Origin of the sequence: Streptomyces sp. NPDC050528 (assembly GCF_044457795.1) — a bacterium.
In the GTDB taxonomy this organism is placed as follows: domain Bacteria; phylum Actinomycetota; class Actinomycetes; order Streptomycetales; family Streptomycetaceae; genus Streptomyces.
The window spans coordinates 35,640-60,523 of sequence record NZ_JBITHH010000014.1 but is presented as its reverse complement, the minus strand read 5'-3'; the positions used below and the strand labels follow the sequence as shown (position 1 = coordinate 60,523).

Annotated in this window: 20 protein-coding genes; 16 read left to right on the top strand and 4 right to left on the bottom strand. The window is 70.8% G+C overall.

Going from position 1 to position 24,884, the window contains the following annotated elements; translation table 11 throughout:
• The first annotated feature begins 28 nt into the window (after positions 1–28).
• From ACIBK4_RS39450 to ACIBK4_RS39425, 6 genes are all read left to right on the top strand, one after another.
• Complete coding sequence (locus tag ACIBK4_RS39450) at positions 29–865, top strand: SDR family NAD(P)-dependent oxidoreductase (RefSeq protein ID WP_399003044.1); 837 nt, start codon at positions 29–31, stop codon at positions 863–865.
• A gap of 128 nt (positions 866–993) precedes the next feature.
• On the top strand, positions 994–1,776 hold the full coding sequence (locus ACIBK4_RS39445) for an SDR family oxidoreductase (RefSeq protein ID WP_399003042.1): 783 nt from the start codon (positions 994–996) through the stop codon (positions 1,774–1,776).
• A gap of 167 nt (positions 1,777–1,943) precedes the next feature.
• Entirely contained in the window at positions 1,944–2,495 is a 552-nt protein-coding gene (locus ACIBK4_RS39440) for a dinucleotide-binding protein (protein WP_399003040.1), read from the top strand.
• A 149-nt stretch (positions 2,496–2,644) separates the two neighbouring features.
• Positions 2,645–3,418 (top strand): MerR family transcriptional regulator, encoded by a 774-nt coding sequence (locus tag ACIBK4_RS39435; protein WP_399003038.1) that lies wholly within the window; start codon positions 2,645–2,647, stop codon positions 3,416–3,418.
• Positions 3,415–4,278, top strand: a complete 864-nt coding sequence (locus tag ACIBK4_RS39430) for a hypothetical protein (RefSeq protein WP_399003036.1) — start codon at positions 3,415–3,417, stop codon at positions 4,276–4,278. Before ACIBK4_RS39435 ends, ACIBK4_RS39430 begins: the two co-directional genes overlap by 4 nt.
• A 49-nt stretch (positions 4,279–4,327) precedes the next feature.
• Complete coding sequence (locus ACIBK4_RS39425) at positions 4,328–4,891, top strand: DinB family protein (protein ID WP_399003034.1); 564 nt, start codon at positions 4,328–4,330, stop codon at positions 4,889–4,891.
• A 70-nt stretch (positions 4,892–4,961) separates the two neighbouring features.
• Here ACIBK4_RS39425 and ACIBK4_RS39420 read toward each other — a convergent pair whose 3' ends face one another.
• Positions 4,962–5,792 (bottom strand): GntR family transcriptional regulator, encoded by an 831-nt coding sequence (locus ACIBK4_RS39420; RefSeq protein ID WP_399003032.1) that lies wholly within the window; start codon positions 5,790–5,792, stop codon positions 4,962–4,964.
• A 307-nt stretch (positions 5,793–6,099) separates the two neighbouring features.
• Here ACIBK4_RS39420 and ACIBK4_RS39415 point away from each other — a divergent pair, with 307 nt between their 5' ends.
• The 6 genes from ACIBK4_RS39415 to ACIBK4_RS39390 all read left to right on the top strand — a co-directional run bounded on the left by ACIBK4_RS39415 (position 6,100) and on the right by ACIBK4_RS39390 (position 13,520).
• A complete protein-coding gene (locus tag ACIBK4_RS39415) occupies positions 6,100–7,641 on the top strand; it encodes a beta-N-acetylhexosaminidase (RefSeq protein ID WP_399003030.1) in 1,542 nt (513 codons plus the stop codon).
• An 89-nt stretch (positions 7,642–7,730) separates the two neighbouring features.
• Positions 7,731–9,170, top strand: a complete 1,440-nt coding sequence (locus tag ACIBK4_RS39410) for a cellulose binding domain-containing protein (protein ID WP_399003028.1) — start codon at positions 7,731–7,733, stop codon at positions 9,168–9,170.
• A gap of 76 nt (positions 9,171–9,246) precedes the next feature.
• Positions 9,247–9,912: a winged helix-turn-helix domain-containing protein gene (locus ACIBK4_RS39405; protein WP_399003026.1), complete on the top strand. Its 666-nt coding sequence runs from the start codon at positions 9,247–9,249 to the stop codon at positions 9,910–9,912.
• Positions 9,909–11,195, top strand: coding sequence for a sensor histidine kinase (locus ACIBK4_RS39400; protein ID WP_399003024.1), 1,287 nt, complete (start codon positions 9,909–9,911; stop codon positions 11,193–11,195). Before ACIBK4_RS39405 ends, ACIBK4_RS39400 begins: the two co-directional genes overlap by 4 nt.
• Positions 11,192–13,120 (top strand): glycoside hydrolase family 9 protein, encoded by a 1,929-nt coding sequence (locus tag ACIBK4_RS39395; RefSeq protein WP_399003022.1) that lies wholly within the window; start codon positions 11,192–11,194, stop codon positions 13,118–13,120. The genes ACIBK4_RS39400 and ACIBK4_RS39395 overlap by 4 nt, the downstream gene beginning before the upstream one ends.
• Before the next feature lie 64 nt (positions 13,121–13,184).
• A complete protein-coding gene (locus ACIBK4_RS39390) occupies positions 13,185–13,520 on the top strand; it encodes a hypothetical protein (protein WP_399003020.1) in 336 nt (111 codons plus the stop codon).
• A 54-nt stretch (positions 13,521–13,574) separates the two neighbouring features.
• On the opposite strand, the gene ACIBK4_RS39385 is transcribed toward ACIBK4_RS39390, so the two are convergent.
• Positions 13,575–16,394: an MGH1-like glycoside hydrolase domain-containing protein gene (locus tag ACIBK4_RS39385; RefSeq protein ID WP_399003018.1), complete on the bottom strand. Its 2,820-nt coding sequence runs from the start codon at positions 16,392–16,394 to the stop codon at positions 13,575–13,577.
• 398 nt (positions 16,395–16,792) lie between these two features.
• Between ACIBK4_RS39385 and ACIBK4_RS39380 the strand changes: the two genes are divergently transcribed.
• Entirely contained in the window at positions 16,793–18,658 is a 1,866-nt protein-coding gene (locus ACIBK4_RS39380; RefSeq protein WP_399003016.1) for a glycoside hydrolase family 76 protein, read from the top strand.
• A gap of 110 nt (positions 18,659–18,768) precedes the next feature.
• Positions 18,769–19,545: an Atu4866 domain-containing protein gene (locus ACIBK4_RS39375; protein WP_399003014.1), complete on the top strand. Its 777-nt coding sequence runs from the start codon at positions 18,769–18,771 to the stop codon at positions 19,543–19,545.
• A 16-nt stretch (positions 19,546–19,561) separates the two neighbouring features.
• On the opposite strand, the gene ACIBK4_RS39370 is transcribed toward ACIBK4_RS39375, so the two are convergent.
• Positions 19,562–22,018: an ABC transporter permease gene (locus tag ACIBK4_RS39370; protein WP_399003012.1), complete on the bottom strand. Its 2,457-nt coding sequence runs from the start codon at positions 22,016–22,018 to the stop codon at positions 19,562–19,564.
• Entirely contained in the window at positions 22,012–22,749 is a 738-nt protein-coding gene (locus ACIBK4_RS39365; protein ID WP_399003010.1) for an ABC transporter ATP-binding protein, read from the bottom strand. Before ACIBK4_RS39365 ends, ACIBK4_RS39370 begins: the two co-directional genes overlap by 7 nt.
• 198 nt (positions 22,750–22,947) lie before the next feature.
• On the opposite strand from ACIBK4_RS39365, the gene ACIBK4_RS39360 reads away from it, so the two are divergent.
• Together ACIBK4_RS39360 and ACIBK4_RS39355 are read left to right on the top strand one after the other, a co-directional pair.
• On the top strand, positions 22,948–24,219 hold the full coding sequence (locus ACIBK4_RS39360) for a sensor histidine kinase (RefSeq protein WP_399003403.1): 1,272 nt from the start codon (positions 22,948–22,950) through the stop codon (positions 24,217–24,219).
• The gene (locus ACIBK4_RS39355; protein ID WP_399003401.1) at positions 24,219–24,851 is read left to right on the top strand and encodes a response regulator; all 633 of its coding nucleotides are present in this window, start codon (positions 24,219–24,221) and stop codon (positions 24,849–24,851) included. Before ACIBK4_RS39360 ends, ACIBK4_RS39355 begins: the two co-directional genes overlap by 1 nt.
• Positions 24,852–24,884: the final 33 nt, after the last annotated feature.

The window sequence follows — 24,884 nt, the reverse complement described above, 5'->3', positions numbered from 1 at the left end:
AGGGGAAGCGACGAAAGAGGTTTTCCCCATGGCTACGTGGTTTGTCACCGGCGCCTCCCGCGGAATCGGCGCGGAAATCGCCCGGGCCGCGCTGGCAGGCGGTAACAATGTCGTGGTCGCCGTACGGAATCCGGAGCGGGTGCCCGACGACCTGAAGAAGTCCGACAACGTGTTCGCGGTCGCCCTGGACGTCACGGACGACGACAGCATCCCGCGGGCGGTCGAGGCCGCGGTGGAGCGCTTCGGCGGTATCGACGTCCTGGTGAACAACGCCGGCCGCGGTCTGCTCGGCGCCCTGGAGGAGATCACCGACGCGGAGGCGCGGTCGCTGTTCGACCTCAATGTCTTCGGCCTGATCAACGTCACCCGCGCGGTGCTGCCCGTGATGCGCAAGCAGGGCTCGGGCAAGCTGGTGCACATCGGTTCCCGCTCGGGCTTCGAGGGCGAGCCCGGCGTCAGCCTGTACTCCGCGTCGAAGTTCGCGGTCGCCGGCATCAGCGAGGCGCTCTCCGCCGAGATGGCGCCGTTCGGCATCCAGTCGATGGTGGTCGAACCGGGCGTCTTCCGCACCGACTTCCTCGACTCCAGCTCCCTCTCGGTGGCCGCGAACCGCATCGCCGACTACGACGACACCCCGGCGCATGTGACGCTCGACTGGATCGACCGCGCCAACCACGCGCAGCTCGGCGACCCCGTCCTGGGCGCTGCGCTCATCGTCGAGGTCACCGGCACCGAGAAGCTGCCCACGCATCTCTACCTCGGCCGCGACACCCTGGAGCGGCTGGAGGTCAAGTACCAGCAGGTGCAGGACGACCTGGCCCCGTGGCGCGAGAAGTCCGCGGCCACCGGGCACGACGCCGCCTGACGCACAACGGGCGCCCGGGCCCGGCGAGTTCGGGCGCCCGTGCCGGCCACCGTCCGGCACACCTGACGTTCCCCCACGCCTGACACACCGTCAAACACCTTCCCCATCAGAGTGATTGAGGTTCTGTGATGTCTACTTCCGCCCTGCTCACCGGTACCCCCCTCGCCGGCCGTGTCGCCGTCGTCTCCGGCGCCTCCAGCGGCATGGGTGCCGTCACCGCCGAACGGCTCGCCGAACTCGGCGCCACCGTGGTCGTGCTGGCCCGCCGCAAGGAGCGGCTGGAAGGCGTGGTCAAGAACATCGAGGCCGCCGGCGGCACCGCGCTCGCCCTGGCCGTCGACGTCACGGACCGCGCCGCCGTCCAGACCGCCGCCGACCGGGTCGCCGAGCACTTCGGCAAGGCCGACCTGGTGTTCAACAACGCCGGTGTCCAACTCATCTCCGGTATCGAGGAGTTGAAGGTGGACGACTGGCAGCGCCAGATCGACCTCAACATCAGCGGGCTGATGAACGTGATCGCCGCGTTCCTCCCCCATCTGACGGAGTCCGCCGCCGCGGGCAGGCCGGCCGACCTGATCAACACCTCGTCGATCGCGGCGACCCGCATCCTGACGAAGTTCTCGATCTACTCCGGCACCAAGGCGTACATCAGCCACCTCACCCGGCTGCTCCGGGTGGAGCTCGGCCCGAAGATGGTCCGCGTGGCCACCATCGAGCCCGGCATGGTCGACACCGAGCTGCCCGACCACGTCACCGACCCCGACGCGTCCAAGCTGATGGCTGACCTCATCCACGACATCGACGTCCTCCAGAGCGCCGACGTCGCCGAGACCGTCGCCTTCATGGCCGCCGTACCGCGCCACGTCAACCTCACCGAGATCACCATCCTGCCGACCGCGCAGACCGTCTGAGATCCGTCCGTCCCCCATCCCTTCAGGGCGGGGGAGGAACAGCCGGGCGCTGCTCCTCCCCCGCCCCGACGGCATTGGTTGACACGACAACATCAGTGGTGTTTTGTTGACACGTCAACTAGGACACATCCTCCCGCAACGCAACCCCAGGCAGACCGGAGGCCGGCATGAACATCACGGTGATCGGACGAGGACACGTCGGCGGCGGCCTGGCCCGCCTGTGGGAGAAGGCCGGGCACGAGGTCAGGACGCTGGGCCGCGACGGCGGTGACGCCTCGGACGCCGATGTGGTGGTCGTGGCCGTCCCCGGCAACCAGATCGCCGAGGCGCTGCGGGGCGTGACCGGCCTCAACGGCCAGGTCACCATCGACGCGACCAACCTCTACTCGGAGCGCGACACCGCCTTCCCCTCCCTCGCGCACCAGGTGAAGTCGATCGTCGGCGGCCCGACCGCGAAGTCCTTCAACACGGTCTTCGCCTCGGCGTACGACCAGATCGGCACCCAGCGGGTGACCCCGAGCAGCTTCTACGCCGCCGAGCCGGGCGCGAAGGACATCACAGCGCGACTCATCACGGACGCCGGTTTCGACCCGCTCTACGTCGGCGACCTCGACCCGGGCGCACGTCTGCTGGAGGACAGCTCGGGCCTGACCCGCGCGCTGGCCGGGCAGCTCGGCGGCCCGTTCTTCTACCGGTACGGGCGGCCCGGGGAGCTGTGAGCACGGGGGCGGTCGACCAGGCCGGGGCCGTAGAAGAGCCGGAGCGCTTCCGGCACGGTTCGCGGCGCGCACCGCCCGTCGCCGGAAACCCTGACGTCGCGATCAAGCCTCCTTGACCTTGTCGCAACGTCAGGGTTTCTACTGAGGCCATGCGAATCGGCGAGATCGCCGCCCTCATCGGGGTCACCCCGCGAGCCGTGCGGCACTACCACCATCTCGGGCTGCTGCCCGAACCCGTACGGCGGAGCAACGGCTATCGCGCGTACGACATCCGGGACGCCGTCCTGCTCGCCCGGATCCGGCGCCTGACCGAGCTGGGCCTCGGTCTCGACGAGGTGCGTGACGTCCTCGCGGACGACGAGGGCCGTGAACTCGTCGACGTTCTCAAGGAGTTGGACGAGGACCTCGGCCGGCAGGAAGCGGTCATCCGGGAGCGACGCGAGCGGCTCGCCGGGCTGCTGACCGAGGCGCGGGACGGTCGGCTCACCGCCGAAGCACCCCTGTCACCACAGCTCACCGCCCTGCTGGCGGGCCTCGGCGAGCTGCCGGACTCCCCCATGGCCGTGAAGGACCGCGAGATCCTGGCCCTCCTCGACACCGTGGCCCCCGAGGCGGACCGGGTCCGGCTGATGGAGACGCTGCGGGGAATGGCGGAGCACGCGGGCGAGATGTACGCCTTGCTGGACGCCCTCGCCGACAAGGAACCGGACGACCCCGGGGTGACCCGCGCCGCCGCCGCGCTCGCGGCTCTGCTGCCCGACGACCTGGCCGCGCGGTTCTCCGACCGGCCCGACGGCGGTCTGACCGACGCCCTCTTCGCGGACCTGGCACCGGCCCAGTCGGCGGCGGTACGCCGTGCGATCGACCTCGCGAGGCACCGACAGCAGCACCCGCGGAAGAACCGACAGGAACCCCCGTCATGACGACGACGCCGGAGATCCAGACGCCCCTCCCCCAGCCCGAAGCCCCCGCGCGCGGACCGGTCCTGCGGACGCTGCGCACCGTCGCGGTGCCCGCCCAACTCGCCCTGGCCGTCTGCCTGTTCACCGGCGCTCCGGTGCCCGAGGCCGTCGTGCTCGGCGGCAAAGCACTCCTGCTGGTACTGCTCGCCGCCGAGGCCTACGTGTGGCTTCGGCTACGGCGGCTCGGGCTTTCCCGGCGTCAGGCGTTCGCGCGGCTCGTGCCCGAGCGTGTGGCGCGGTACGTGGCGCACGAGGCGCGGATCCTGACGAGCCTGGTCCGGTGGGTCGTACGCCGTCCGCACGGTGTCGGCGCGGCCGACGCGGTCTTCCCGCACGCCCGCGACCAGGCCGCGATGATGTACGGCCTCACGTTCGTGTGCGTGGCCGAGACGGTCGCCCTGTCGTTCCTGCTCGCCAGGTGGCCCGTGGTCCACGCCGTCCTTCTGGTCGTCGACGTCTACACCGTCCTGTTCGTCCTCGGCATGCACGCGGCCGCGGTCACCCGGCCGCACGTCCTCGCCGGGGGTGTCCTGCGCGTCCGGCAGGCGGCCAACGTCGACCTCCGCATCCCCCTCGCGCAGATCGCCTCCTTCCGGCGCGAGACGCGGTTCACCCACGAGAAGAAGGACGGCGAGCTGAACCTGCCCGTCGGCTCCCAGACCTCCCTCACCCTCGAACTGACCGAACCGGTCAACGCCCCCAAGCTCCTCGGCGTCCCTCGCCTCGTCCGGGTGATCAGGCTGCACGCCGACGACCCCAAGTCCCTCTACGACGCGGTCACTTGGGCACGCACCGCGCCCTCGGCCCATGACGCCGACTGAGTCCTCGCCATCGTCGCGGCCGGGTCTCCGTTGTTTGTAGTGTGCGGAAATGACGAGAAGCGAGCGCATCGCGGACCAGCTGGACTGGTACTGGCACAAGAACCTGCGGCCCCGGCTGGACGGTCTGACCGACGAGGAGTACTTCTGGGAGCCGGTGCGCGACTGCTGGAGCATCCGTCCGCGTGGCACGTCGGCCGCACCGATGCCGGAGGGCTCGGGGGAATGGACGCCGGACTTCGCGTCCCCCGGCCCGGAGCCGGCACCGGTGACCACGATTGCCTGGCGGCTGGCGCACATCATCGTCGACTGCCTTGGTCATCGGGTCGGTTGGTACTTCGGCGGCCAGGGCTTCGACTCCGAGACGTTCGCCTACGCGGGGACCGCCAACGAGGCGCTGAAACAGCTCGACGAGATGTACGGGAGATGGAACACGGGGGTCCGCGAGCTCTCGGACGCCGACCTGGACAGTCCGCCCGCGGTGGGTCCCGAGCCGTATCCCATGGAGAACAGGATCCTGCACGTCAACAGGGAGTTGATCCATCACGGCGCAGAGATCTCCCTGCTGCGCGACCTCTACCGGTGGCAGGACGGAGCCGCACCGCGCCGCATCTGACTTTCCGGCAACCGGCGACCGAGCTACGGATGCCTGCGCGGGCCCCGTGGTGTTCCGTGGCCGCACGGCTTCACTGAATGTCCCCCCGTGTGGACGCCGCGATCGTGTCCCGGTGGGCGAAGTCGCCCGGGGGGATGCCGGGGTGGTGGCCGAGCGGGGTCGACGGGGCCGTGACGGAGGGGCCGAGGGTGAGGCGGGAGACGATGCGGTAGCGGTCGCCCCGGTAGATCGAGTGGACGTATTCGACGGGCCGGCCCGTCGTGTCCGAGGTGAGGCGCTCGAAGAGGAGGGCCGGGGAGAGTTCGGGGACGTCGAGGAGTTCGGCCTCGGCGCGGGTGACGACGGTCGGCTCGATCGCCTGGACGGCCTCCTGGACGTGCACGCCGTGCTGTTCCCGGAGGTGTTCGTACAGGTCTCCGGCCTCCAACTCCCGTGCGGACAGGGTGGGTACGAGGTCCGCCCTGATGTGCAGGTGCTCGATGGCCATCGGGGCGCCGTCGACCAGGCGCAGCCGGGCCACGTACACGATCTCGGCGGCGGGCGAGAGCCGCAGGCGGCGGCCCACGCGGGCGCCGGCCGGGATGGTGGTGAACTCCAGCAGGCGGCTCGACCAGGCTCCGGAGGCCTGAGGGGCCGTCATGGTCTGTTCGCCGGAGACGAGTTCCTGGGTGATCTTCTCGGGCGCCACGAACATGCCGCGCCCGTGCTCCCGCACCAGCAGCCCCGCGGCGACGAGTTCGTCCACAGCAGCCCTCAAGGTCGGCCGGGACACGCCGAGTTGGGCACAGAGGGCGCGCTCGGAGGGGATCGCGTCCCCCGGGTGGTGCGACTCGACGAGGTCGAGGATGAAGTCGCGGACCCGCTCCCTTTTGAGTACCGCTCCTGGTGCGTCGGCCTTCATGTCGTACTCCCCCTGCGCGGATTCCCGGGTTGACCACTTGACCAGTTGACCAAAGGTCGCCCGCAATCGCCCTGTTGACCCGGGCAGTGTAACCACCACCTGGCAGTGATCCTTCCCATCCGGATCGACCCGCACGCCAAGTCACCTTGCGGCAGAGGGGGTTGACGCCCGCATTGGTCTATGCCACCTTCGTCCCCACATCGAGAGGTGAGATGTCCAGTGGGCTTCACTGGTCAGGTGGTCAGCTGCCCGTTCATGCCCTCCAGAGGTGAACCTCCCCCACACGCCCCCGCCCCGGAGACGATCCATGCCCGCACCGCGCCCCGTGCTCTCCCTCGTCCCCCGCCCCACCAAGTCGGCGGTCGGGCCAGGGCAGTTCACCCTCGACGCCGACACCGCGCTGCACATCGGCGCGGGCGCCGAACCGGCCGCCGACCTGCTGCGCACCCTGCTCGCCCCGGCCACCGGACTGCCTCTGCCGCCCTCCCCCGAGGGCCGGTTGACCCTCACCCTCGACCCCGGTCTCGCCGGACTGGCCGGTCTCGGCGAGGAGGGCTACGGCCTCACCGTCGCCCCGCACGCCGTAATCCTGCGCGCAGCACACCTCACCGGACTGCTGCGCGGCATCCAGACGATCCGTCAACTCCTGCCCCCGCAGGCCCTGTCGGAGACTCCGCAGCCCGGCATCCGATGGGTGCTGCCGTGCGTCGAGATCACCGACCTCCCCCGTCACCCCTGGCGCGGCGCCATGCTGGACGTGGCCCGGCACTTCCAGCCCGTCTCCTATCTGCGGCGGTACGTCGACCTGTTGGCGCTGCACAAGATCGGCGTGTTCCATCTCCACCTCACGGACGACCAGGGCTGGCGCATGCCGGTGTCCGCCTACCCGAAGCTCACCGAGATCGGCGGCCATCGCGCCGAGTCCCAAGTGGGCCCCGCCGGAAGCGACTTGTACGACGGCGTCCCGCACGGCGGCTCGTACACCCGGGCCGAACTCACCGACCTGGTGAGCTACGCGGCAGCTCGCGGTGTCACCGTCATGCCCGAGACGGAGATGCCCGGACATGTACGGGCCGCCCTCGCCGCCTATCCCGAACTGGGCAACAACCCGGGGCGCACCCTCGACGTCTGGACCCGCTGGGGCGTGTGCGACACCGTCCTCGGGGTCCATGACGAGGTCCTCGACTTCTGCCGTACGGTCCTCGACGAGGTCATGGACGTCTTCCCCTCGCCGTACATCCATGTCGGCGGCGAGGAGTGCCCCACCGCCGAGTGGACGCGCAGTGCCGCCGCACGCGAACGGGCCCTGGCGCAGGGTCTGTCGAGCCCGGCGGCGCTGCACGGCTGGTTCCTCGGGCAGATCGGCGACTTCCTCGTGCGGCACGGGCGGCGACCGGTCGGCTGGGCCGAGACGGGGGCCGAACTCCCCCTGGATTTCACGGTGATGACCTGGCGGGACGCCAAGCACACGCTGGCGGCGGCCCGGCGCGGCCACCCCGTCGTGAGCGCCTACCACCGGGCGACCTATCTCGACTACGCCCAGTCCGAGGACCCGGGCGAACCGCCGGCCCAGCCCGGTGACGTCGTCGATCTGCGAACCGTGCACGCTCACGATCCGGTGCCCGAAGACGCCGAACGGGGCGCGGCCGAGCGAGTGTTGGGCACCCAGGCGCAGTTGTGGACGGAGTTCGTCACGACGCCCGAGCGCATCGAGTACCTCACCTACCCCCGCCTGTGCGCGCTGGCCGACCGCGCCTGGAGCGGCGCGACCGACTGGGCGGACTTCAGCTCCCGGCTCGACGACCACACGGCCAGGCTCGACGCGCTGGGCGTGCCGTACCACCGCTGAGCCGTCCCCCTCCCCGTACCGCCCCCTCTCAAGTACCGCCCCTCACCTGTCCGTTCCGGAATCACCCCACCTTTCTGGAGAGGCCCGACATGAGACTCGACACGAGGTTCGCGAAGAACAGACTCCGCGCCGCCGCGTCCGCCGCCGTCGCGGTGGCCATGGGCGCCGCCGCACTCACCGCCATGCCGTCCACCGCGAGCGCGGCGGGCGACGGACTGAGCGTGCAGTACCGCACGAGCGCCACGGGAGCCACCGCCGACCAGTCCGAGCCCTGGTTCAAGGTGAAGAACACCGGCTCCAGCACAGTGCAGTTGGCGAACGTCAAGCTCCGCTACTACTTCAAGGCGGACTCGGCGAGCGCGAGTTACCGCTTCGCGTGTTCCTGGGCGGTGAAGGGCTGCGCCAACGTCACGGGCACCTTCGGCACGCTCGCCAACCCGACGGCCACGGCGGACCGTTACCTGGAGATCGGCTTCACCTCCGGCGCGGGCACCCTCGCACCCGGCGCCGACACCGGTGACATGCAGCTGCGCTTCTACCAGTCGACGTGGCAGACGCTGACCCAGAGCGACGACTACTCCTTCGGCGCCGCGCAGACGTCGTACGCCGACTGGTCAAAGGTCACAGCGCAGTTGGCGGGCACCACGCTCTGGGGCACGGCCCCCGCGGGCAACGACCCGACGAACCCGCCCACCGATCCGCCGACCGACCCCCCGGCCACCGGCGCGACCCTGTTCGACGACTTCAACTACAGCTCCTACAACGACCCGAAGATCTCGGCGCACGGCTGGAGCGTGCGTTCCAGTTCCGGCGGTCCGGGTGTCTCCGGTGCCACCTGGGCGCCGGAGAACGTCACCTTCGCCGGCACGAGCGGCAACTCCGTGATGAACCTGGAGACGTCGACGTCGGGCACCGGCGAGAGCACCAAGCAGACCGAAGTCGTCACCAACACAAGGAAGTTCAAGAACGGCACCTACGCGGCCCGGGTCAAGTTCAACGACGCGCCCAGGTCGGGGCCGGACGGCGACCACCTCGTCCAGACGTTCTTCACCATCAACGACCTCACGGCCCCGATGGCGGACGACTACTCCGAGTACGACTTCGAGTACCTCCCCAACGGCGGCTGGGGCGAGACCTCCAACATCCTCTACACGACGTCCTGGGAGACCTACCAGGCCGACCCGTGGGTGGCCGTCAACCAGCACACCGAGGGCCGGCAGAGCTACAACGGCTGGCACGACCTGGTGCTGACCATCGACAACAACAACATCAAGTACTACATCGACGGCCAGCTCTTCGGCACCCATGACGCCGCGTACCTCCCGGAGCGGCCGATGTCGATCAACTTCAACCAGTGGCTGATCGACTTCGGCGGCCTGACCAGCTCCACCCCGCGGTCCTACGACGAACAGGTCGACTACGTCCTGCACGTCAAGGACCAGGTCCTCACGCCGGCGCAGGTCGCCGCGAAGGTGACCGCGTACCGGGGTGCGGGCACCACGTTCGAGGACACCGTGCCCAGCAGTTGATCACTCAGGGCGGCGGTCCGCGCACTCGGCGTACGGCATCCGAGCGCGCGGCCCGCCGTCGCCTAAGCTCCGGCCCATGCGCGTAATGGTCTTGGAGGACGACCCCGAACTGGGGCCCGTCGTCGCTGCTCAACTACGTGACGCGGGGTTCGCGGTGGACCTCGCGCGCACGCTGGCCGAGGCGGATATCAAGCTCTCCGTCAACCGCTACGACTGTGTCGTGGCCGACCGCTCGGTCCCGGACGGCGACTCCCTCACGCTGCTCGCCGAACACCGGCGCGCGGGATCGGTGCTGCCCTTCCTTCTGCTGACGGCACTCGACGCGGTGAGCGACCGGGTGGCCGGCTTCGAGCACGGCGCGGACGACTACCTGGTGAAGCCGTTCGCCTTCGCCGAACTGGTCGTACGGGTAAGGGCGTTGTGCCGCAGGGAGCAGCCAGCGCGCCCGTCCGTCCTGCGCACGGGCGACCTGGAACTCGACCTGCCGCGCCGCCGGGTCACCCGGGACGGCGTCCTGCTCAGCCTCTCCGCGAAGGAGTTCGCGGTCCTCGAACTGCTGATGCTGCGCGCGGGCGAGGTCGTGACCCGCAGCGAACTGATCGAGAGCTGCTGGGACGAGGCCAGCGAGCCGATGTCGAACGTGGTGGACGTGCTCATCGGACAGCTGCGCAGACGCCTCGGCCCGCCCGACCCGATCGAGACCGTGCGCGGAGTCGGCTACCGCCTGGGCGGCGAGGCATGAACCGCCGCGACACCTCACCCGCCGTGGCCCGACTCCGGCGCACCCGCCGCCTGATGACCCTCCTCTTCGCCTCGACGACAGCGGCCTGCCTCGTCGTCCTCGCCGTGGTCGCGATCCGTATCGACTCGGAGTCCCGCCGCTCCGGCCTCGACCACGAGGTCGGCAGCCGCGCGGCGGGACTGTCACGCGCGGTCTGGTTCGACGCGGGCGTCCTGCACCTGGAGCCGCTGCGCGAGGACGAACTCGCCCAGGGCGCCCAGGTGTTGGCGGTGTTGCAGGCGGCGCCCGGGAAGACGCCGACGGTACGGAACGTCGTACCCGGACGGTCGTCGCTGCCCGACCAGGACCGGTTGGACGAGGTCTGGCGGTCCGTCCTGGACGAGCAGGAAACGGTCCTCGCCAGCGTCTCCGCCACCAAGGGCGGGCGGCTGCGGTGGGCGGCGGCGCCGGTCTGGGACGACGACCGGATCGGGGCGGCCGTCCTCGTCGGCACCGAGCTGGCGCGCAGCGAACACGACCACGACCTCCTGGTGCGCTGGCTCGCCCTCGGCTGCACGGCGCTGGTGTGCTGCGCGGCGGCCGTAGGACATCTGCTGTCCGGGCGGGCCATGCGGCCCGCGCTGCGGGGGCTGGGGCAGCAGGAACAGTTCCTGGCCGAGGCGGCTCACGAGCTGCGGACACCGCTCGCGACGCTGCGGCTCGTGGTGGAGCGGAACGGGTCGTCCGACGAGGCGCTACGGCTCGTGGACCGGCTCAGTCGGCTGGTCACCGGGCTGCTCGCCAGGGCGCGGCTGGAGTCGGGGGCGCAGCGGGTCGAGCTGGTGCGGCTGCGGCTCGACCAGTTGGTGGAGACGACGGTCGAGGAGTTGCCGGACCACGCCGGCGTGACGGTGACGGCCGAGCCCGTAGTGGTGCTCGGCGATCCGGATCTGTTGGCGCAGGCGGTGCGGAACCTGGTGGAGAACGCGCAGCGGCACGGGGGCCCGGCCGGTTCGCCGGTGGAGGTCGGTGTCACGCCGGGGCTGGTCACGGTCCGCGACCACGGGGACGGCGTACCGCTCGCGGACCGGGAGCGCGTCTTCGCACGCGGGGTCACCGGGACCGGTCCGGGCACGGGTGCGGGCCTCGCCATCGTCCGCTGGGTCGCCGGTCTGCACCACGGCACCGCCCGCCTCACGGACGCCCCCGGCGGCGGCCTGCTCGCCGAACTCCGGCTCCCCACGGACGCACCCCCGGCGTCCTCATCTTCATCTCATGAAGGTCCCGGCACCGTGGGCGCATGAACGCATTGCGCAGCCCAGCCCTGCTGGTCACCACCACCGCCGTGACCATCGGCGCCGTACTCGTCGGCCTCAATGTCTACGGCGAGGCCGCCACCCCGTCCGCCACCGACGTGGCCGTCCGCGTCGACCAGGTCGGCTATGTGAGCGGCGAGACGAAGCAGGCGTACGTGATGGGGCCCACGAAGGCGCTCGCGGGGGCGCGCTTCAAGGTCGTGGACGCGAAGGACAAGGTGGTCACGGCAGGCAGGCTCGGTGCCGTCACCGGTCACTGGAACGCCAGGTTTCCGTCCGTGCGGACCGTCGATCTCTCCGCGCTGGACAAGCCCGGCACCTACCGCATCGTCCTCTCCGGCACCGCGGCCGGCCGCTCCCCCGCCTTCCGGATCGCCGACGCGAGCGAGCTGATGACCCCGCTCGTCCGGGACAACGTCCGCTTCCTGCAAGCCCAGCGCGACGGGGCGGACGTGGTGTCCGGCGGCGGTCTGACCCACGGCCCGTCCCATCTCGCCGACGAGGACGCGACCGTCTACGCCGACCCGCACTACGACGAGGCGGGCGAGGAGCTCCTCGACGAGAGCCTGACCCCGACCGGCATCAAGACCGACGTCTCGGGCGGCTGGTTCGACGCGGGCGACTTCCTCAAGTTCACCGGCACCACCTCGTACTCCACCGCCGAACTCCTGCTCGCCGAACGGGACTTGCCGGACATGGAGTCGCTGTCCGCCGAGGCCGAGCACGGGCTGGAGTGGGTGGACAAGATGTGGGACGGGGACAGCGAGACGCTCTACGCCCAGGTCGGCATCGGCGCGGGCAACGACGCCGTACGGACGGATCACGACGTGTGGCGGCTGCCGGAGGCCGACGACCGGCTCGACGTGTCGCCCGGTGACCCGGACTACACGATCAAGCACCGGCCGGTGTTCCGCGCCAACAAGCCGGGAGAGCCGATCACTCCGAGTCTGGCGGGACGGGTGGCCGCGGTGTTCGCCCTCGCCGCGCAGCGCACGGCCGACTCCGACCCGGACCAGGCGCGGGAGTGGCTGGACAAGGCCGCCGCCGTCTACGACCTGGCCGACACCGACCACGACCCCGACAAGCCGCTCGTCACCGCTTTCCCGAGCGGCTTCTACCCGGAGGACTCCTGGCAGGACGACATGGAGTTCGCGGGCGCCGAACTCGCCCTGGCCGCAAAGGACTTGGGTGACGACCGGGAGGCCGACTGGACCGGCGAGGCGGCGCATTGGGCTCGGGCCTATCTGGACTCGGACGTGAAGGGCACCCTCAATGTCGCCGACGTCAGCGCCCTGGCCCATGTGGACCTGGCCACCGCTCTGGACGGCGCCCGCAGCAACGGAGTCGGTGCCGAGGACCTGAACAAGGATCTGCGCCGCCAGTTGGAGGACGGGGTGGATCACGCCGAGCACGATCCGTTCGGGGCCGGTGCGGTCTACGACGACTTCGACGCCGTACCGCACACGTTCGGGCTGGTGGCCACCGCGCGCCTCTACGCCAAGGCCACCGGGGACACGCGCTACGACGCGTTCGCCGGACGGCAGCGGGGCTGGGCGCTCGGCGCCAATCCGTGGGGCACGAGCTTCATGATCGGTGCGGGTGAGGTCTACCCGCACTGCCCGGAGCACCAGTTGGCCAATCTCCGGGGCAGCCTCGACGGCAAGGGCGCGATCCTGCGGGGCGCGGTGGTCAACGGCCCCAACGCGGCTGACAAACTGGCCGAGTTGAACGGCTTCCCCACCATGAAGAAGTGCGCCGCCGCCCCGCCGTCGGGAGCCTGGACCGACTTCGACGGCAAGGGCTCGCGGTACGTGGACGACGTGGGCGCCTGGCAGACGGTGGAGCCCTCGCTGGACTTCACGACGACGGCGTTGCTGGCCTTCGCGCTGACCGCGCAGGACGAGGGCGCGTAGCCGAGGCTCTGAGCCTCCTCAAGTCGCTTGGCGCGCACGGGAGATGGCGGTCAGGCTGAGCCCCATGACGCGAATCACGGGACTGAGCAAGAAGAACACCTTCGTGTTGACCGTCCGGGACTCGGACCTGGTCACGGCGGCCCTGCGCGAGGCCTTGGCCGGGGCGTCTCCCGAGGAGCGCCCCGGCCTGGAACGCGCCGTCGCTCTCGTCGAGTCCACCGCGGCCGCCAACGAGAGCCTGTTGCACGCCCGTTGGGTCAGGTCCCGGCTGGCCGCCGTCGGCTTCACCGGGGACATCGCCTCGGTCACGGCGGTGCGGGCGCTGCGCCAGGCGGAGCCGAGGCTGAGCTTGTTGGCCGCGGTGCACCTGCAGAAGGAGGCAGCGGCCCATCCGGAGTGATCCGGCAGCCCCCGGCACGCGGGGAGTTGGAGGCTGCCGGATGCGTGGGGCCGCTCAGGACGTGAGGTAGCAGGACTTGCTCACGTTGGGCAGCGGGTCGGTGCCGAAGGCGCCCGTCGTGCAGGGGGCGGAGCCGGTGAACGTCTTGTAGAGGAAGCGGCCCCGGGCGCCGTAGGCGACGGTCTGCTGTCCGCTGAAAGAACAAGTGCCGCCTTCCGCCGCGCAGTTGGTGGCATAGCCGACCGGGCCGCCGGTCGCGGTGTAACAGGCCTTGGACTCACCGGAGATGGGGTCGCCGAACGTGGCGTCGGTGCACGCGGTGTCACCGGTGGCGGTGGCCGTGGTGAACGCTCCGTAGGCGCCGTACATCACCGGCTGACCCGCCACGGCCGCACAAGTGCCGTTCTGGTCCGCGCACTTGGTCCAGCCGCCGGCCGGCGCTCCTGCGGGCGGCAGGAAACAGGACTTGGCCACGCCGTCGATGGGATCGCCGAAGTGGGCGTTGGAGCAGGCGACGGAGCCGTTGGTGACCTGGTGGACGAAGTTGCCGTTGGCGCCGTAGGCCACGTCACGGTTGTAACCGGGCACGGCGCAGGTGCCGTTCTCGGCCGCGCAGGCGGTGTATCCGGGCGGGCCGCCCACGTCGGCGACGTAGCAGGACTTGACGAGGTTGGCCGCCGGGTCGCCGCCGAAGGAGTCGTTCGAGCAGGCGGTGCTGCTGGTCACGGTCTTGTAGGTGTACGTCCCGGCGCCGTAGGCCACCGAGCGCGTGCCGCTGAAGGAGCAGGTGCCGCCCTCGCCTGCGCACCGGGTGTACCCGGCGCGCAGGGCGCCGGTGCCGGGCTGGGTGGGCTCCGACGGGTTGCCGAGGCCGGTGGCGGAGACGGTGTAGCTGCCGGGGGCGACGCCGGTGAGGTAGACGTAGGTGTCGTCCTGGCTGCCGCCGGTGATGCCGGAGGTGGGCGTGAAGGCCCCGTTGCTCCAGACGGTCGCGCCGTTCACGGTCACCGTGATGTCGCCGCCCAACTTCGGTACGCCGATACGGCCGTTGCTGCCGGACGGGCTGGAGAGGGTGGCCGAGTAGGTGCCGGCCGACGGGTCGCGGGACCAGGACGCGTTGATGGCGCCCTGGGGCATGGTGATGCGGCCCTGGGCGCTGGTCAGGTCGCCGGGGTGCGGGACGAAGCGGTAGGCGCCGGTCGCCGACTCGGGCGCGGTGCCGAGCACGTCGAAGGTGAGCGTGGAGGTGGGCGCGGTGGACCAGCCGTGCGCGAGGCTCATGAACGAACCCCCGTACGCCAGACCGCCGTCGGACTGGATGCCCTCCCAGAACGTGCTCTTGGTGCCGATGTCGCTGTCGAGCATGTGACCCCAGGTGCGGCGGATCTGGTCGAGCGCGGTGAAGTCGTCGTTGGCGGTGAAGCGGGCGTTCAGCTCCATGCCGCCGGCGAACGGCGAGACGTTGCCGCCCCATTCGGGCGTGGTCGGGCCGTAGATGCCCCAGTTCTTGCCGAGCCCGGTGATGATGCTCTTCGACTTGGCAGTGGAGTCGCTCAACCCGTACCAGACGGCGAGGGAGTTGCCGTCCTGCGGATACAGGCCGCTGCTCGGGTTGTCCTTGTACATGCCCTTGGAGGCGTCCCAGAGAAGGGAGTTGGCGGCGGTCTTGATCGCGGCGGCCTTGCTGTTCCAGCTCGCGGCGAGCGCGCTGTCGCCCTCGACCGTCGCGAGCGTGGCACCGCCCTTGAGGGCGCCGTACAGCAACGCGTTGGCGGAGATGTTCTCACCGCCCTGGCCGACCCGAGCCCAGTCCTGGGTGCGGGTCACGTTGAGGAGGTTGTTGCCGTCGATCTTGTTCGTGATGAAGGTCATCCCGCGCTTGTAGTTGGACCATTCGGAGTCCAGCCACGACCGGTCGCCGGTGTACGTGTAGTACGTGGACGTCCCCAGCAGGGTCCACGTGTGGTAGGTGTCCGACCCGGTGAGGTTGAACGGCGGCCCGGACCAAGGGATTTCACCCGCCGAGGACTGCGCGTTGTACATCGTGGTGAGCGCGTTGCGGGTCGAGGTCAGGTCGTTCGCGTACGCGTACTGCGTGGGGACGGCGATGCCCATGTCGCCGGGCCACACCGTACGGTCCCGCTTCGCTCCGTCGACCAGCACGGAGTCGCCGACGCCGACGGTGGCGCTGTTGTCCCAGGCCGAGGAGGGCGGGGGCCACGCACGGCCCTGGTTGGAGGCGATGGTGTTCAACTGCACGGTGTACGCCCCGGCGTACCAGATGCGGTTGAGCAGGTCGTCGCTGGAGGTGAAGTAGTTGGCGTAGTCCGCCGGGTTCGCCTTCCCCGGTGCCGCGGTGAAGTTGAGGCTGACGCCCTTGAGGTCCACCCAGCCCGAGCTGTCGAGGAAGACGGTCAAGTAGCGGAATCCGCCCCGGAGTTGAGCGGTGGGCACGGTGTAGGTGCCGTTGGCGGAGGGCGTCGCGTAGAGGGCGCCGTCCTCGCCGTCGCGGCCGCTGCTGCGGTCGCTGTTGTTGCCCACGTACAGGGACGACTCGCTGAAGGCCAGGCCGACGCGTTGACCGCTGGAACTGGTGCTGCCGAATGACAACGTTACCAAGCCGCCGACTTCCTTCCCGAAGTCGAGCGTGACGGCCGACTGCGCGCCGGAGATCCGGGTCGCCTGCCCGTTGAGGACGTTCGTCGGGTTCGCGACGCTGCCGGAGGTGCGGTAGACGGCGGTCGGCTTGAGCGTGCGCGAGGTCGGCGAGTAGTTCACGGCGTCGAGTGCCGCCTTGGGCGCGGCCGTCGGGGTCACCTCCGCGGCCCCCGCCGACAGCGCGGGAGCCACGGCCAGCGCGGCGGCCACCACCATGGTGAGCCCAACCAGGCGCCCTGGACCGGGCCTTCTGTTCAGCGGTGGCCGGCGGCGCATGCGTACCTCCCGAATCGGTGGGGAACCAGCTGCTCAACTCGTTGACCAGGTGCTTGAATCGATTCAAAACGATCGACCGTGGGGGCCTGGAAGCAGAGCGGCAGCAGGTGTGCGAGATGACTCGCCGAAGTTCGGACCGATGATGGGCGCCGGAAAAGCGAGTGTCAAGCCATCGCGACAGCCTTCAACTCCCGTGAAACAACCACCCCTTACAGCATTGACAGGGCCACGCCGAGCCGGTTCACTGCCTCGAAGACGGATACAGGTATGGACCATTGATCCAGTACTGAATCCATTCACGACCGGCGTCCCCCATCGCGAAATCGAGGCGAGTTCCGGTGTCCCTCCATGACTTCGACATCGTTGTCAGACCACGGTTCCTCAGCTTTCTCCTGACGGCCGCCCTCGCGTTCGTGGCGCTGGTCCCGATCGCGTCGCCGGCGTCCGCCGCCACCCAGGTCTGCGTCCTGGCCTGCGACACGCTCGACCCGTCGCAGGCGAAACAGGAAACGTTTCCAGTGCCGGACAAGGCCCTCAACGGACGGGTCGTCCGGCTCCATGTGTCCGACGCCGACGACATGGCGTGGGCCAGCATCGACAACGGCACGTCCGGCGACGCGGTGTGGCTGGACCGGTCCTGGGACGGCGGCGCCACCTGGGACGGCCTGCTCGGCAAGGCGAGCATCCCGAGCACGTGGACCGGTACAAGGACGCTGATGTACAACATCACCGACCCGCGCAACCACAAGCGCGGCCTGGTCCGGGCCTGCGGCGACGCGGCCGGCGTCGGCTGCACGAACTGGGTCCACCCCACGGTCTGCGACACCGTCTGCGACGGCACGAGCGCGACCCAGGCGGCGGGCGACGACCAGCCGATCCCCTCGACCACCCTGTACGGCCGCACCATTCGCCTGCACGTGGACCAGAAGAACTCCATGGCCTGGGGCAGCATCGACACCGGTGGCGCCGGTGACGAGATCTGGCTGGACCGCTCCTGGGACGACGGCTCGACCTGGCCGGACGGCTCCTCCCTCGGCCGGACGAGCACCCCGTCCGGAGCGACCACGACCCGCACCGCGATGTACGCCGCCCGCGATCCGCGCGGTCTCCTCTACGGCGGCGCGGTCCGCGCGTGCGGCCGGGAGGCGAGCCACAACGAGGGCAGCTGCACGGCGTGGTACCGACCCGTGCCGACGAAGGCGCGCGCGGCGGCGGAGGCGCTGATGACGTCGTACGACCCATACAACGGCTGGTGGCCCAGCAGTTGGTGGAACTCGGCGGCCACCCTCACCTCCGTCATCGACTTCGCGAAGACGACCGGCACGCACGACTACGACTGGGTCATCGCCCGCACCTTCGACCAGAACAAGGGCGTCTTCCCGGCAGGGACGCGGAGTTCGGACGCGATCGAGGGCGACTTCATCAGCCGGGCCATCGACGACTCGGGCTGGTGGGCGATCGCGTGGATCGACGCGTACGACTACACGCACGACGCGCGGTACCTCAACGAGGCGGTCACCATTGCCAATTACATCCAGCAGTACTGGGACACCAGTACCTGCGGCGGCGGTGTGTGGTGGGACCGGGAGCGGACCTACAAGAACGCGGTGACGAACGGGCAGTACCTGTGGCTGACCACCGCGCTGCATCAGCGCCTCGCCGGTGACACGGTCTGGCTCCAGCGGGCGAAGACGTCGGCGGCCTGGTACAAGGCCAGCGGGATGATCAACTCCTCGGGGCTGGTGAACGACGGGCTCTCCTCGTCCTGCGCCAACAACGGTTCCACCGTGTGGAGTTACAACCAGGGCCTGGCCATCGGCGCCTTCACGGAACTGTGGAAGACGACCGGCGACAGTTCGATGCTGACCACGGCACGGACGCTGGCGGACGCGGCGATCAGCAACGCGCAGCTGACGGTGGGCGGAGTGCTGACGGAGTCCTGCGATGTCGGTTCGGCGTCCTGCGACGACAACCAGAAGCAGTTCAAGGGCATCTTCATGCGGAACTTCGCCGACCTCGCGAAGGCGACCGGTTCCACGACCTACCGGGCCTACATCCAGAAACAGGCCGACACCTTGTGGGCGCAGGACCGGTCCACGCTCAACGCCCTCGGTGAACGCTGGGCGGGCACCAGCCCGAACCAGACCGACTGGCGTACGCAGGCCGGCGCGCTCGGGGCGCTCACGGCGGCCGCGGGGAGCTGAGCGCAGGGTGGGTGTCCGGCACCTGGGTGAAGGGCAGCCTGGTTGCGTTCCTCGGACGCGACCAGGCTGGCCGTGCAGCACCACCCGGAGACCCACCCGAGGAGCGGACGATGAGCGTCACCCACACGGAACCCGGCACGGACACCGTGACCTGGAACAGCAAGGCCCTCGACGAGATCACCGCGAACGACGCGGGCCGCCCCGTCCTGATCACCAACGCGCGCGTCCTGACGATGGACCCGCTGATCGGCACCCTGCGCGGCGCCGACGTCCTGCTCGTCGGCTCCCTCCTGGTGGGCGTCGGCCCGGGCATCATCACGGCGGCGGGCGACGACAACGCCATCGTCGTCGACTGCACGGGCATGACGGTGGTCCCGGCGGTCGTGGACACGGTCGCGCTCGTCGGCGGACGGGGCCAACGCGCGGAGTACGCAAGGACGTTGACGCCGGGGAACACCGGGGACCTGCTGGTCGTGCCGGACGAGTCCGCCCCGGATGTGCAGGGTGCGGTGGCCACGTTGCTCACCCGCCCGGAGGAGGTCCGCGCCCTGGTGGCGGCAGGCAAGCCGGTGCTCTGGTCGGGCACGGACGCTCCCGGCCGCGCGACCGCGCCGGAGGCGGGCATCCTGGCCGCCCAGGACCTGACCGGCAGCCCGCGCGTCGGCGTCTGGATCGACGAAAACGACTTCCTGCACCAGGAGTTGACCCCCGACGGCCGCTACGACGAGACCCGGGGCGGCCGCCCGCACGCCTACGAGGGCCGGTACTGGATCGACGGCGACCGCATCGACTACCTGGACGACCTCGGGTTCTGGGCGTTCGGTGAGTTCCGGGGCGGGGAGTTGCATCACGCGGGGTATGCGATGCGGCTCGGGGCGCGGGCGTAGCGACGGCTCGGGACGGTCACTCCGGAGTGCCCGCCAGTTCCACCGCCCCTCGGCGCAGGGCGAGGGCGGCCGGGACGACCGCCGAGATCACGGCGATCACCGCGCAGGCGGTCACCGTCCAACCGAGTGTCGCCCAGGGGATCTCGATCGGCGCCCACACCGAGAGCAGGCCCAACGCGCCCCACATTCCCAGCAGGTTGAGCCCGGCGACCAGCGCCCCGAGCACCCCGCCGGCCACGACGACCGTCAGCGCCTCGGCGGCCACCAGCCGCAGCACTTGCCACCTGGTGGCCCCGGCCAGACGCAGCACGGCCAGGTCGCGTACCCGGTCGGAGGTCGCCATGACCATGGTGTTGGCCAGCGAGATGCCGGTGTACAGCAGGGCGATGCCCAGGACCAGCAGGAAGCCCGCCCGGGTCGTCCGGTCGGTCTCGGGGTACGTCGACCGCACCCACTGCCCGGTGGTGAGGACCGTCGCGCCCGACTCCCGTACCGCATCGCGCAGTTCGGCGGCTGTGGCGGTCGCGTCGGCGCCGTGCGCGAGGCGGACGTCGACCCGGTCGACGGGTGCGTCAGGGGCGTTGCGCGGGGTGACGTAGACGCCGTTGTCGCCGGTGCCGATCGTCATGACGGCGGCGATCCGCAGGGACTTCTTCCTGCCGTCGCCGAGCCACACGTCCACCCGCTCGCCCACGGTGTGCTTCTCCCACTCCTCGTTGACGATGATCGAGTCGTCGTCCAGGTCGCTCAACTTTCCGGCTGCGAGCGGCAGTTCGGTGGTGTCGGCGAGGCGGCGGGGGTCGGCAGCGCTGGCCTCGGAGCGGATGAGCGCCGCGCCGTCCTCCAGGACGTACACGGCACTCTCCGAGCTTGCGGAGACCTCGGCGTCGGGCACGGTGCGCAGCTTCCGCAGCGTCGCGTCGTCGAAGCCCGCGTCGCCCTTGGCGGTGATCACGAAATCGGCGGCGGTCCGCGTGCGGACCTCGGTGGCCTTCGCCTCGGCGAGGGTGGCGGTGGCGCCCAGCAGCGATCCCGCCAGCGCGACCGTGACCAGGACGGGCGCCGCGACGGCAGCCGTGCGCCGGATGCCGGCGGTGGCGTTCTCCCGCACCAACATCCCGGTGGCGCCGGGGAGTTGGGCCGGTAGCCAGGCGATCAGCCGGATCAGCGGGGGAACCGACACCGGCGCGAGCAGGGCCATCGCGGTGATCAACAGCATCGGGCGGCTCACATAGGTCTTGCGGTGCAGCAGGCCGCTCGGATCGTTCACCAGGGCCAGGACCAGCGTCACCGCGGCGGCCAGCAGCAGGGCCGAGCCGGCCAGCCGACGGCCCCACGTCATCGTCCGGGTGTCCACGGACGCCTCGCGCAGCGCCTCGGTGGGCCCGGTGGACCCCGCCCGCCAGGACGCGGCCAGCACTCCGGCCAGTGCGACGAACAGGCCGGTCCAGAAGGCCAGTTGGTACGGCCAGGTGGAGTCGCCGATGGTGAACCAGCGGGGTGCCAGGCCCTCGTCGACCGTCCACGCGGCGAGCTTCGGCGCGCCGTAGGAGCCGAGCACGCAGCCGGTCGCCGAGGCGAGCACGCCGATCAGGAGTGCCTCGGAGACGACCAGGCGCCGGATCTGCCCCGGCGTCGCCCCGGCCGTGCGCAACAACCCGAATTCGCGGCGCCGTTGAGCCACCGTGAACGCGAAGGTCGACGCCACCACGAACACCGACACGAACCCCGTGACACCGCCGGCCGTGCCGAACAGGGCGTTCATCGCGGTGAGTTCCTCGCCGTCCCGGTCGGGATCGGCGTCGGCGTACCGGCGCGCGTCACCGGTCAGGACCTGGACGCCGTCGCTGCCGCGCACCGCCGCGCGTACGGCCAACGCTTCCGCGTCGACCACGAGTTGGACGCTGCGCGGTGCCAACTGCGCGGCGCGTGCGTCGGTGTAGAAGACGGCGTTCTCGAAGCCGCGCCCGGCCACCGTGCCGACGACCCGCACAGTGCCCCCGTCGGTCCGCAGCCGGGTGCCCGGACGGAACCGGTCACCGGTGACGACCACCTCGTCGGCGGCCTTCGGCGGGCGTCCCGCGTCCAGGCGGTAGGGCGCGAAGGCGGCCGTGGACCAGGGGTGGCCCACGAGATCGTCGGCGCCGCCCCGGGCCCGTACGGCGAAGGACCGGTCCAGGACGACGGTCCCGAGGTGCTTCAGCTGCGCAATGACATCGGCGGGCACGGCGAGCGGCCGCGCGAGTTTCCGGGTGCGGATGCCGACCGGGGTGCGCACCCGCAGGGTGTCCGTGCCCTGGACGACGACCGGTGCCGCGGCGAACCGCTCGGGTTTGCGGTCGGGTGCGTGCAGCGAGGACGCCAGGGCCAGCCCCATGACGGCGATCAGTGCCACGCCCAGGGAGAGGGCGACGAAGCTGCCGACGTAGGTGGCCCAGCGGGTGCTCAGGGTGCGGAGGGCGGTGATCAGCACGGCGCGGCCTCCAGCTTGGTCATGCGCGCGGCGATGTCCTCGGCGCCGGCACCGGTCGACTCCCCGTGGACACGGCCGTCGACGAGGAAGACGACGCGGTCGGCGCAGGAGGCGGCGACCGGGTCGTGCGTGACCATGACGACCGTCCGGCCCTCGCGGTCCACCATGTCCCGCAGCAGGGCGAGCACTTCACGACTCGTCCGCGAGTCCAGCGCACCGGTCGGTTCGTCGCCGAAGAGGACCTCGGGTCGGGTGATCAGGGCGCGGGCCAGGGCGACGCGTTGCTGCTGGCCGCCGGACAGCTCCGTCGGCCGGTGGCGCGCCCGGTCGCCGAGTCCGACCTGTTCCAGCGCCTCGCGGACCCGGGCCTTCGGAGGGCGGCGGCCGGCCAGTCGCAGCGGCAGGGCCACGTTCTGTTCGGCGGTGAGCGAGGGCAGCAGGTTGAACGCCTGGAACACGAAGCCGATCCGTTCGCGGCGCAGCAGGGTCAACCCGGTCTCGCTCAGCCCGGTCAGCTCGGTCCCGCCGATGGTGACCGAGCCCGACGTGGACCGGTCCAGCCCCGCGGCGCACTGCAGCAGGGTCGACTTGCCGGAGCCGGACGGCCCCATCACGGCGGTGAACGTCGCCTGCGGAAAGGTGAGCGACACCCGGTCCAGGGCGGTGACGGACGTGGCCCCCAAGCTGAACTGCCGTGTCACCGCGCGCAGTTGGACCGCTCCCGTGCTCATGTGTTCCCCCACCGGTATCTGCTCCTCGCCTCGTCGGTGCCGCAACGAAACCGCGCAACCCCCTCGCGACGCACTACGGCCCGGACGAGACTTGGGGTAGGGCCAGGCCTACCCCGATACGGTCCCTGGACCGATCGCACCCGACCGCCGGGACCGCCTACGGTCATGCCCATGCACCCTCGGAATGTGTGGCAGGCCATGTCCCGGCCGGGTTTCCTGCTGTCGGCCTGGCCCTGGCGCTCCGCCGCGTATCTGCTCACCGGCGCGGTGACCGGCGCCGCCGCCCTGGTCGGGATCGTGACGGGCGCGGCGGTGTGCGGTGCGCTGGCCGTCGTCCTGGTGGGGCTGCCCCTGCTCGTGCTGGTCGCCCTCGGCGGGATCCCGGTGGCCGTGGTGGAACGGTCCAGGCTGCGCCTGATCGACCGCGCCCCGGTGTCCGGGCGACACCGGGTGCCGACTGCGCCGGGGCTGTGGGCGTGGCTGTCCACCCGGCTGCGCGAACAGGCCACCTGGCGGGAGCTCGGGTACGCGCTGCTGTTCGCCGGGCTGCTGTGGCCGGTCGACGCGCTGGCGATCACGGTCGGCCTGCTCGTCCCGCTGTCCATGGTCGCCACCCCGCTGCTGCTGGCCACGGTCGGCGACGGCCACGAGGTGAAGGTGCTCAAGCTGTCGACGGTCACCACCTGGCCGACCGCCTTCGGCGTCGCCGTAATGGGCCTGCTCCTGTTGTGCCTGTGCGCCTACGTGCTCGGCGTCACGGCGGGCGCCCGCGCCGCGCTCACCCGGCTCCTGATCGCCTCCCCCGAGGGCGAGTTGGGCGCCAGGGTGGTCGAACTGGCCCGCTCCCGCGTCCGGTTGGTCGACGCCTTCGAGGCCGAGCGGCGCCGTATCGAACGCGATCTGCACGACGGCGCCCAACAGCGCCTGGTCGCCCTGACGATGAGCCTCGGGCTGGCGCGCCTCGACGCCCCGCCCGGCCCGCTCGCCGACCGGCTCACCACGGCCCACGAGGAGGCGGGCAAGGCGCTCGCGGAACTGCGCGAGCTGATCCACGGCATCCACCCCGGGATCCTCACGGACTACGGCCTTCACGCCGCGGTCGGCGACGCCGCCGACCGGTGCGCGGTCCCCGTCGACGTCGACCTCGAACTGCCGGGCCGGCCGCCCCGGGCCGTCGAGTCCGCCGCGTACTTCGTCGTCTGCGAGGCGCTGGCCAACGTCGCCAGGCACAGCGGGGCCGGCCGTGCGCGGGTGAGCGGCGGTCATCGCGACGGACGGCTGTTCCTCGACGTGCGCGACGACGGCCGCGGCGGCGCGGACGCGGCGAAGGGCAGCGGCCTCACCGGTCTCGCGGACCGGGTGTCGGTCCTGGATGGCAGACTTGCCCTGACCAGTCCGCCGGGTGGACCGACTCTGTTGCACGTGGAGTTTCCTTGCGAGTTGACCGAGACGGCCGACCGCTCCGCGTAGTGCTGGCCGAGGACAGCGTGCTGCTGCGGGAAGGACTCATCGGTCTGCTCGGCCGTTACGGCCACGAGGTGGTGTCGGCCGTCGGGGACGCTCGGGCGCTGATCGCCGCGGTCGAGGAGCACACCCCCAACATCGTGGTGACGGACGTCCGCATGCCGCCCGGTTTCCAGGACGAGGGCCTGCACGCGGCGGTCCGGCTGCGGGAGAAGCACCCCGCCCTCCCGGTTCTGGTCCTCAGTCAGTACGTGCAACGGACGTACGCCGCCGACCTGTTGGACTCCGGCGACGGATCGGGCGTCGGCTATCTGCTCAAGGACCGGGTCGGCCAGGTCGAGGAGTTCATCGAGGCGCTGCACCAGGTGGCGGACGGCGGCACGGTGGTCGACCCCGAGGTGGTACGCCAGTTGTTGCGCCGCCGCCGCGATCCGCTGGAACAGCTCACCCCGCGCGAGCGCGAGGTGCTGGCGCTGATCGCCGAGGGCAGGTCGAACGGAGCGATCGCCGCCGAACTGGTGGTCTCCGAGGCCGCGATCGGCAAGCACATCGGCAACATCCTCACCAAGCTGGACCTGCCACCGACGGCCAGGACCCACCGCAGGGTCCTGGCCGTCCTCACCTACCTGCGGGCCTGACCGCCGAGCACAAAGGCGTGGCTGCCGTGGCGT

Coding starts and splice junctions, on each gene's coding strand:
- ACIBK4_RS39450 (WP_399003044.1), top strand. CDS start 29: ATGGCTACGTGGTTTGTCACCGGCGCCTCCCGCGGAATCGGCGCGGAA.
- ACIBK4_RS39445 (WP_399003042.1), top strand. CDS start 994: ATGTCTACTTCCGCCCTGCTCACCGGTACCCCCCTCGCCGGCCGTGTC.
- ACIBK4_RS39440 (WP_399003040.1), top strand. CDS start 1,944: ATGAACATCACGGTGATCGGACGAGGACACGTCGGCGGCGGCCTGGCC.
- ACIBK4_RS39435 (WP_399003038.1), top strand. CDS start 2,645: ATGCGAATCGGCGAGATCGCCGCCCTCATCGGGGTCACCCCGCGAGCC.
- ACIBK4_RS39430 (WP_399003036.1), top strand. CDS start 3,415: ATGACGACGACGCCGGAGATCCAGACGCCCCTCCCCCAGCCCGAAGCC.
- ACIBK4_RS39425 (WP_399003034.1), top strand. CDS start 4,328: ATGACGAGAAGCGAGCGCATCGCGGACCAGCTGGACTGGTACTGGCAC.
- ACIBK4_RS39420 (WP_399003032.1), bottom strand. CDS start 5,792: ATGAAGGCCGACGCACCAGGAGCGGTACTCAAAAGGGAGCGGGTCCGC.
- ACIBK4_RS39415 (WP_399003030.1), top strand. CDS start 6,100: ATGCCCGCACCGCGCCCCGTGCTCTCCCTCGTCCCCCGCCCCACCAAG.
- ACIBK4_RS39410 (WP_399003028.1), top strand. CDS start 7,731: ATGAGACTCGACACGAGGTTCGCGAAGAACAGACTCCGCGCCGCCGCG.
- ACIBK4_RS39405 (WP_399003026.1), top strand. CDS start 9,247: ATGCGCGTAATGGTCTTGGAGGACGACCCCGAACTGGGGCCCGTCGTC.
- ACIBK4_RS39400 (WP_399003024.1), top strand. CDS start 9,909: ATGAACCGCCGCGACACCTCACCCGCCGTGGCCCGACTCCGGCGCACC.
- ACIBK4_RS39395 (WP_399003022.1), top strand. CDS start 11,192: ATGAACGCATTGCGCAGCCCAGCCCTGCTGGTCACCACCACCGCCGTG.
- ACIBK4_RS39390 (WP_399003020.1), top strand. CDS start 13,185: ATGACGCGAATCACGGGACTGAGCAAGAAGAACACCTTCGTGTTGACC.
- ACIBK4_RS39385 (WP_399003018.1), bottom strand. CDS start 16,394: ATGGTGGTGGCCGCCGCGCTGGCCGTGGCTCCCGCGCTGTCGGCGGGG.
- ACIBK4_RS39375 (WP_399003014.1), top strand. CDS start 18,769: ATGAGCGTCACCCACACGGAACCCGGCACGGACACCGTGACCTGGAAC.
- ACIBK4_RS39365 (WP_399003010.1), bottom strand. CDS start 22,749: ATGAGCACGGGAGCGGTCCAACTGCGCGCGGTGACACGGCAGTTCAGC.
- ACIBK4_RS39360 (WP_399003403.1), top strand. CDS start 22,948: ATGTCCCGGCCGGGTTTCCTGCTGTCGGCCTGGCCCTGGCGCTCCGCC.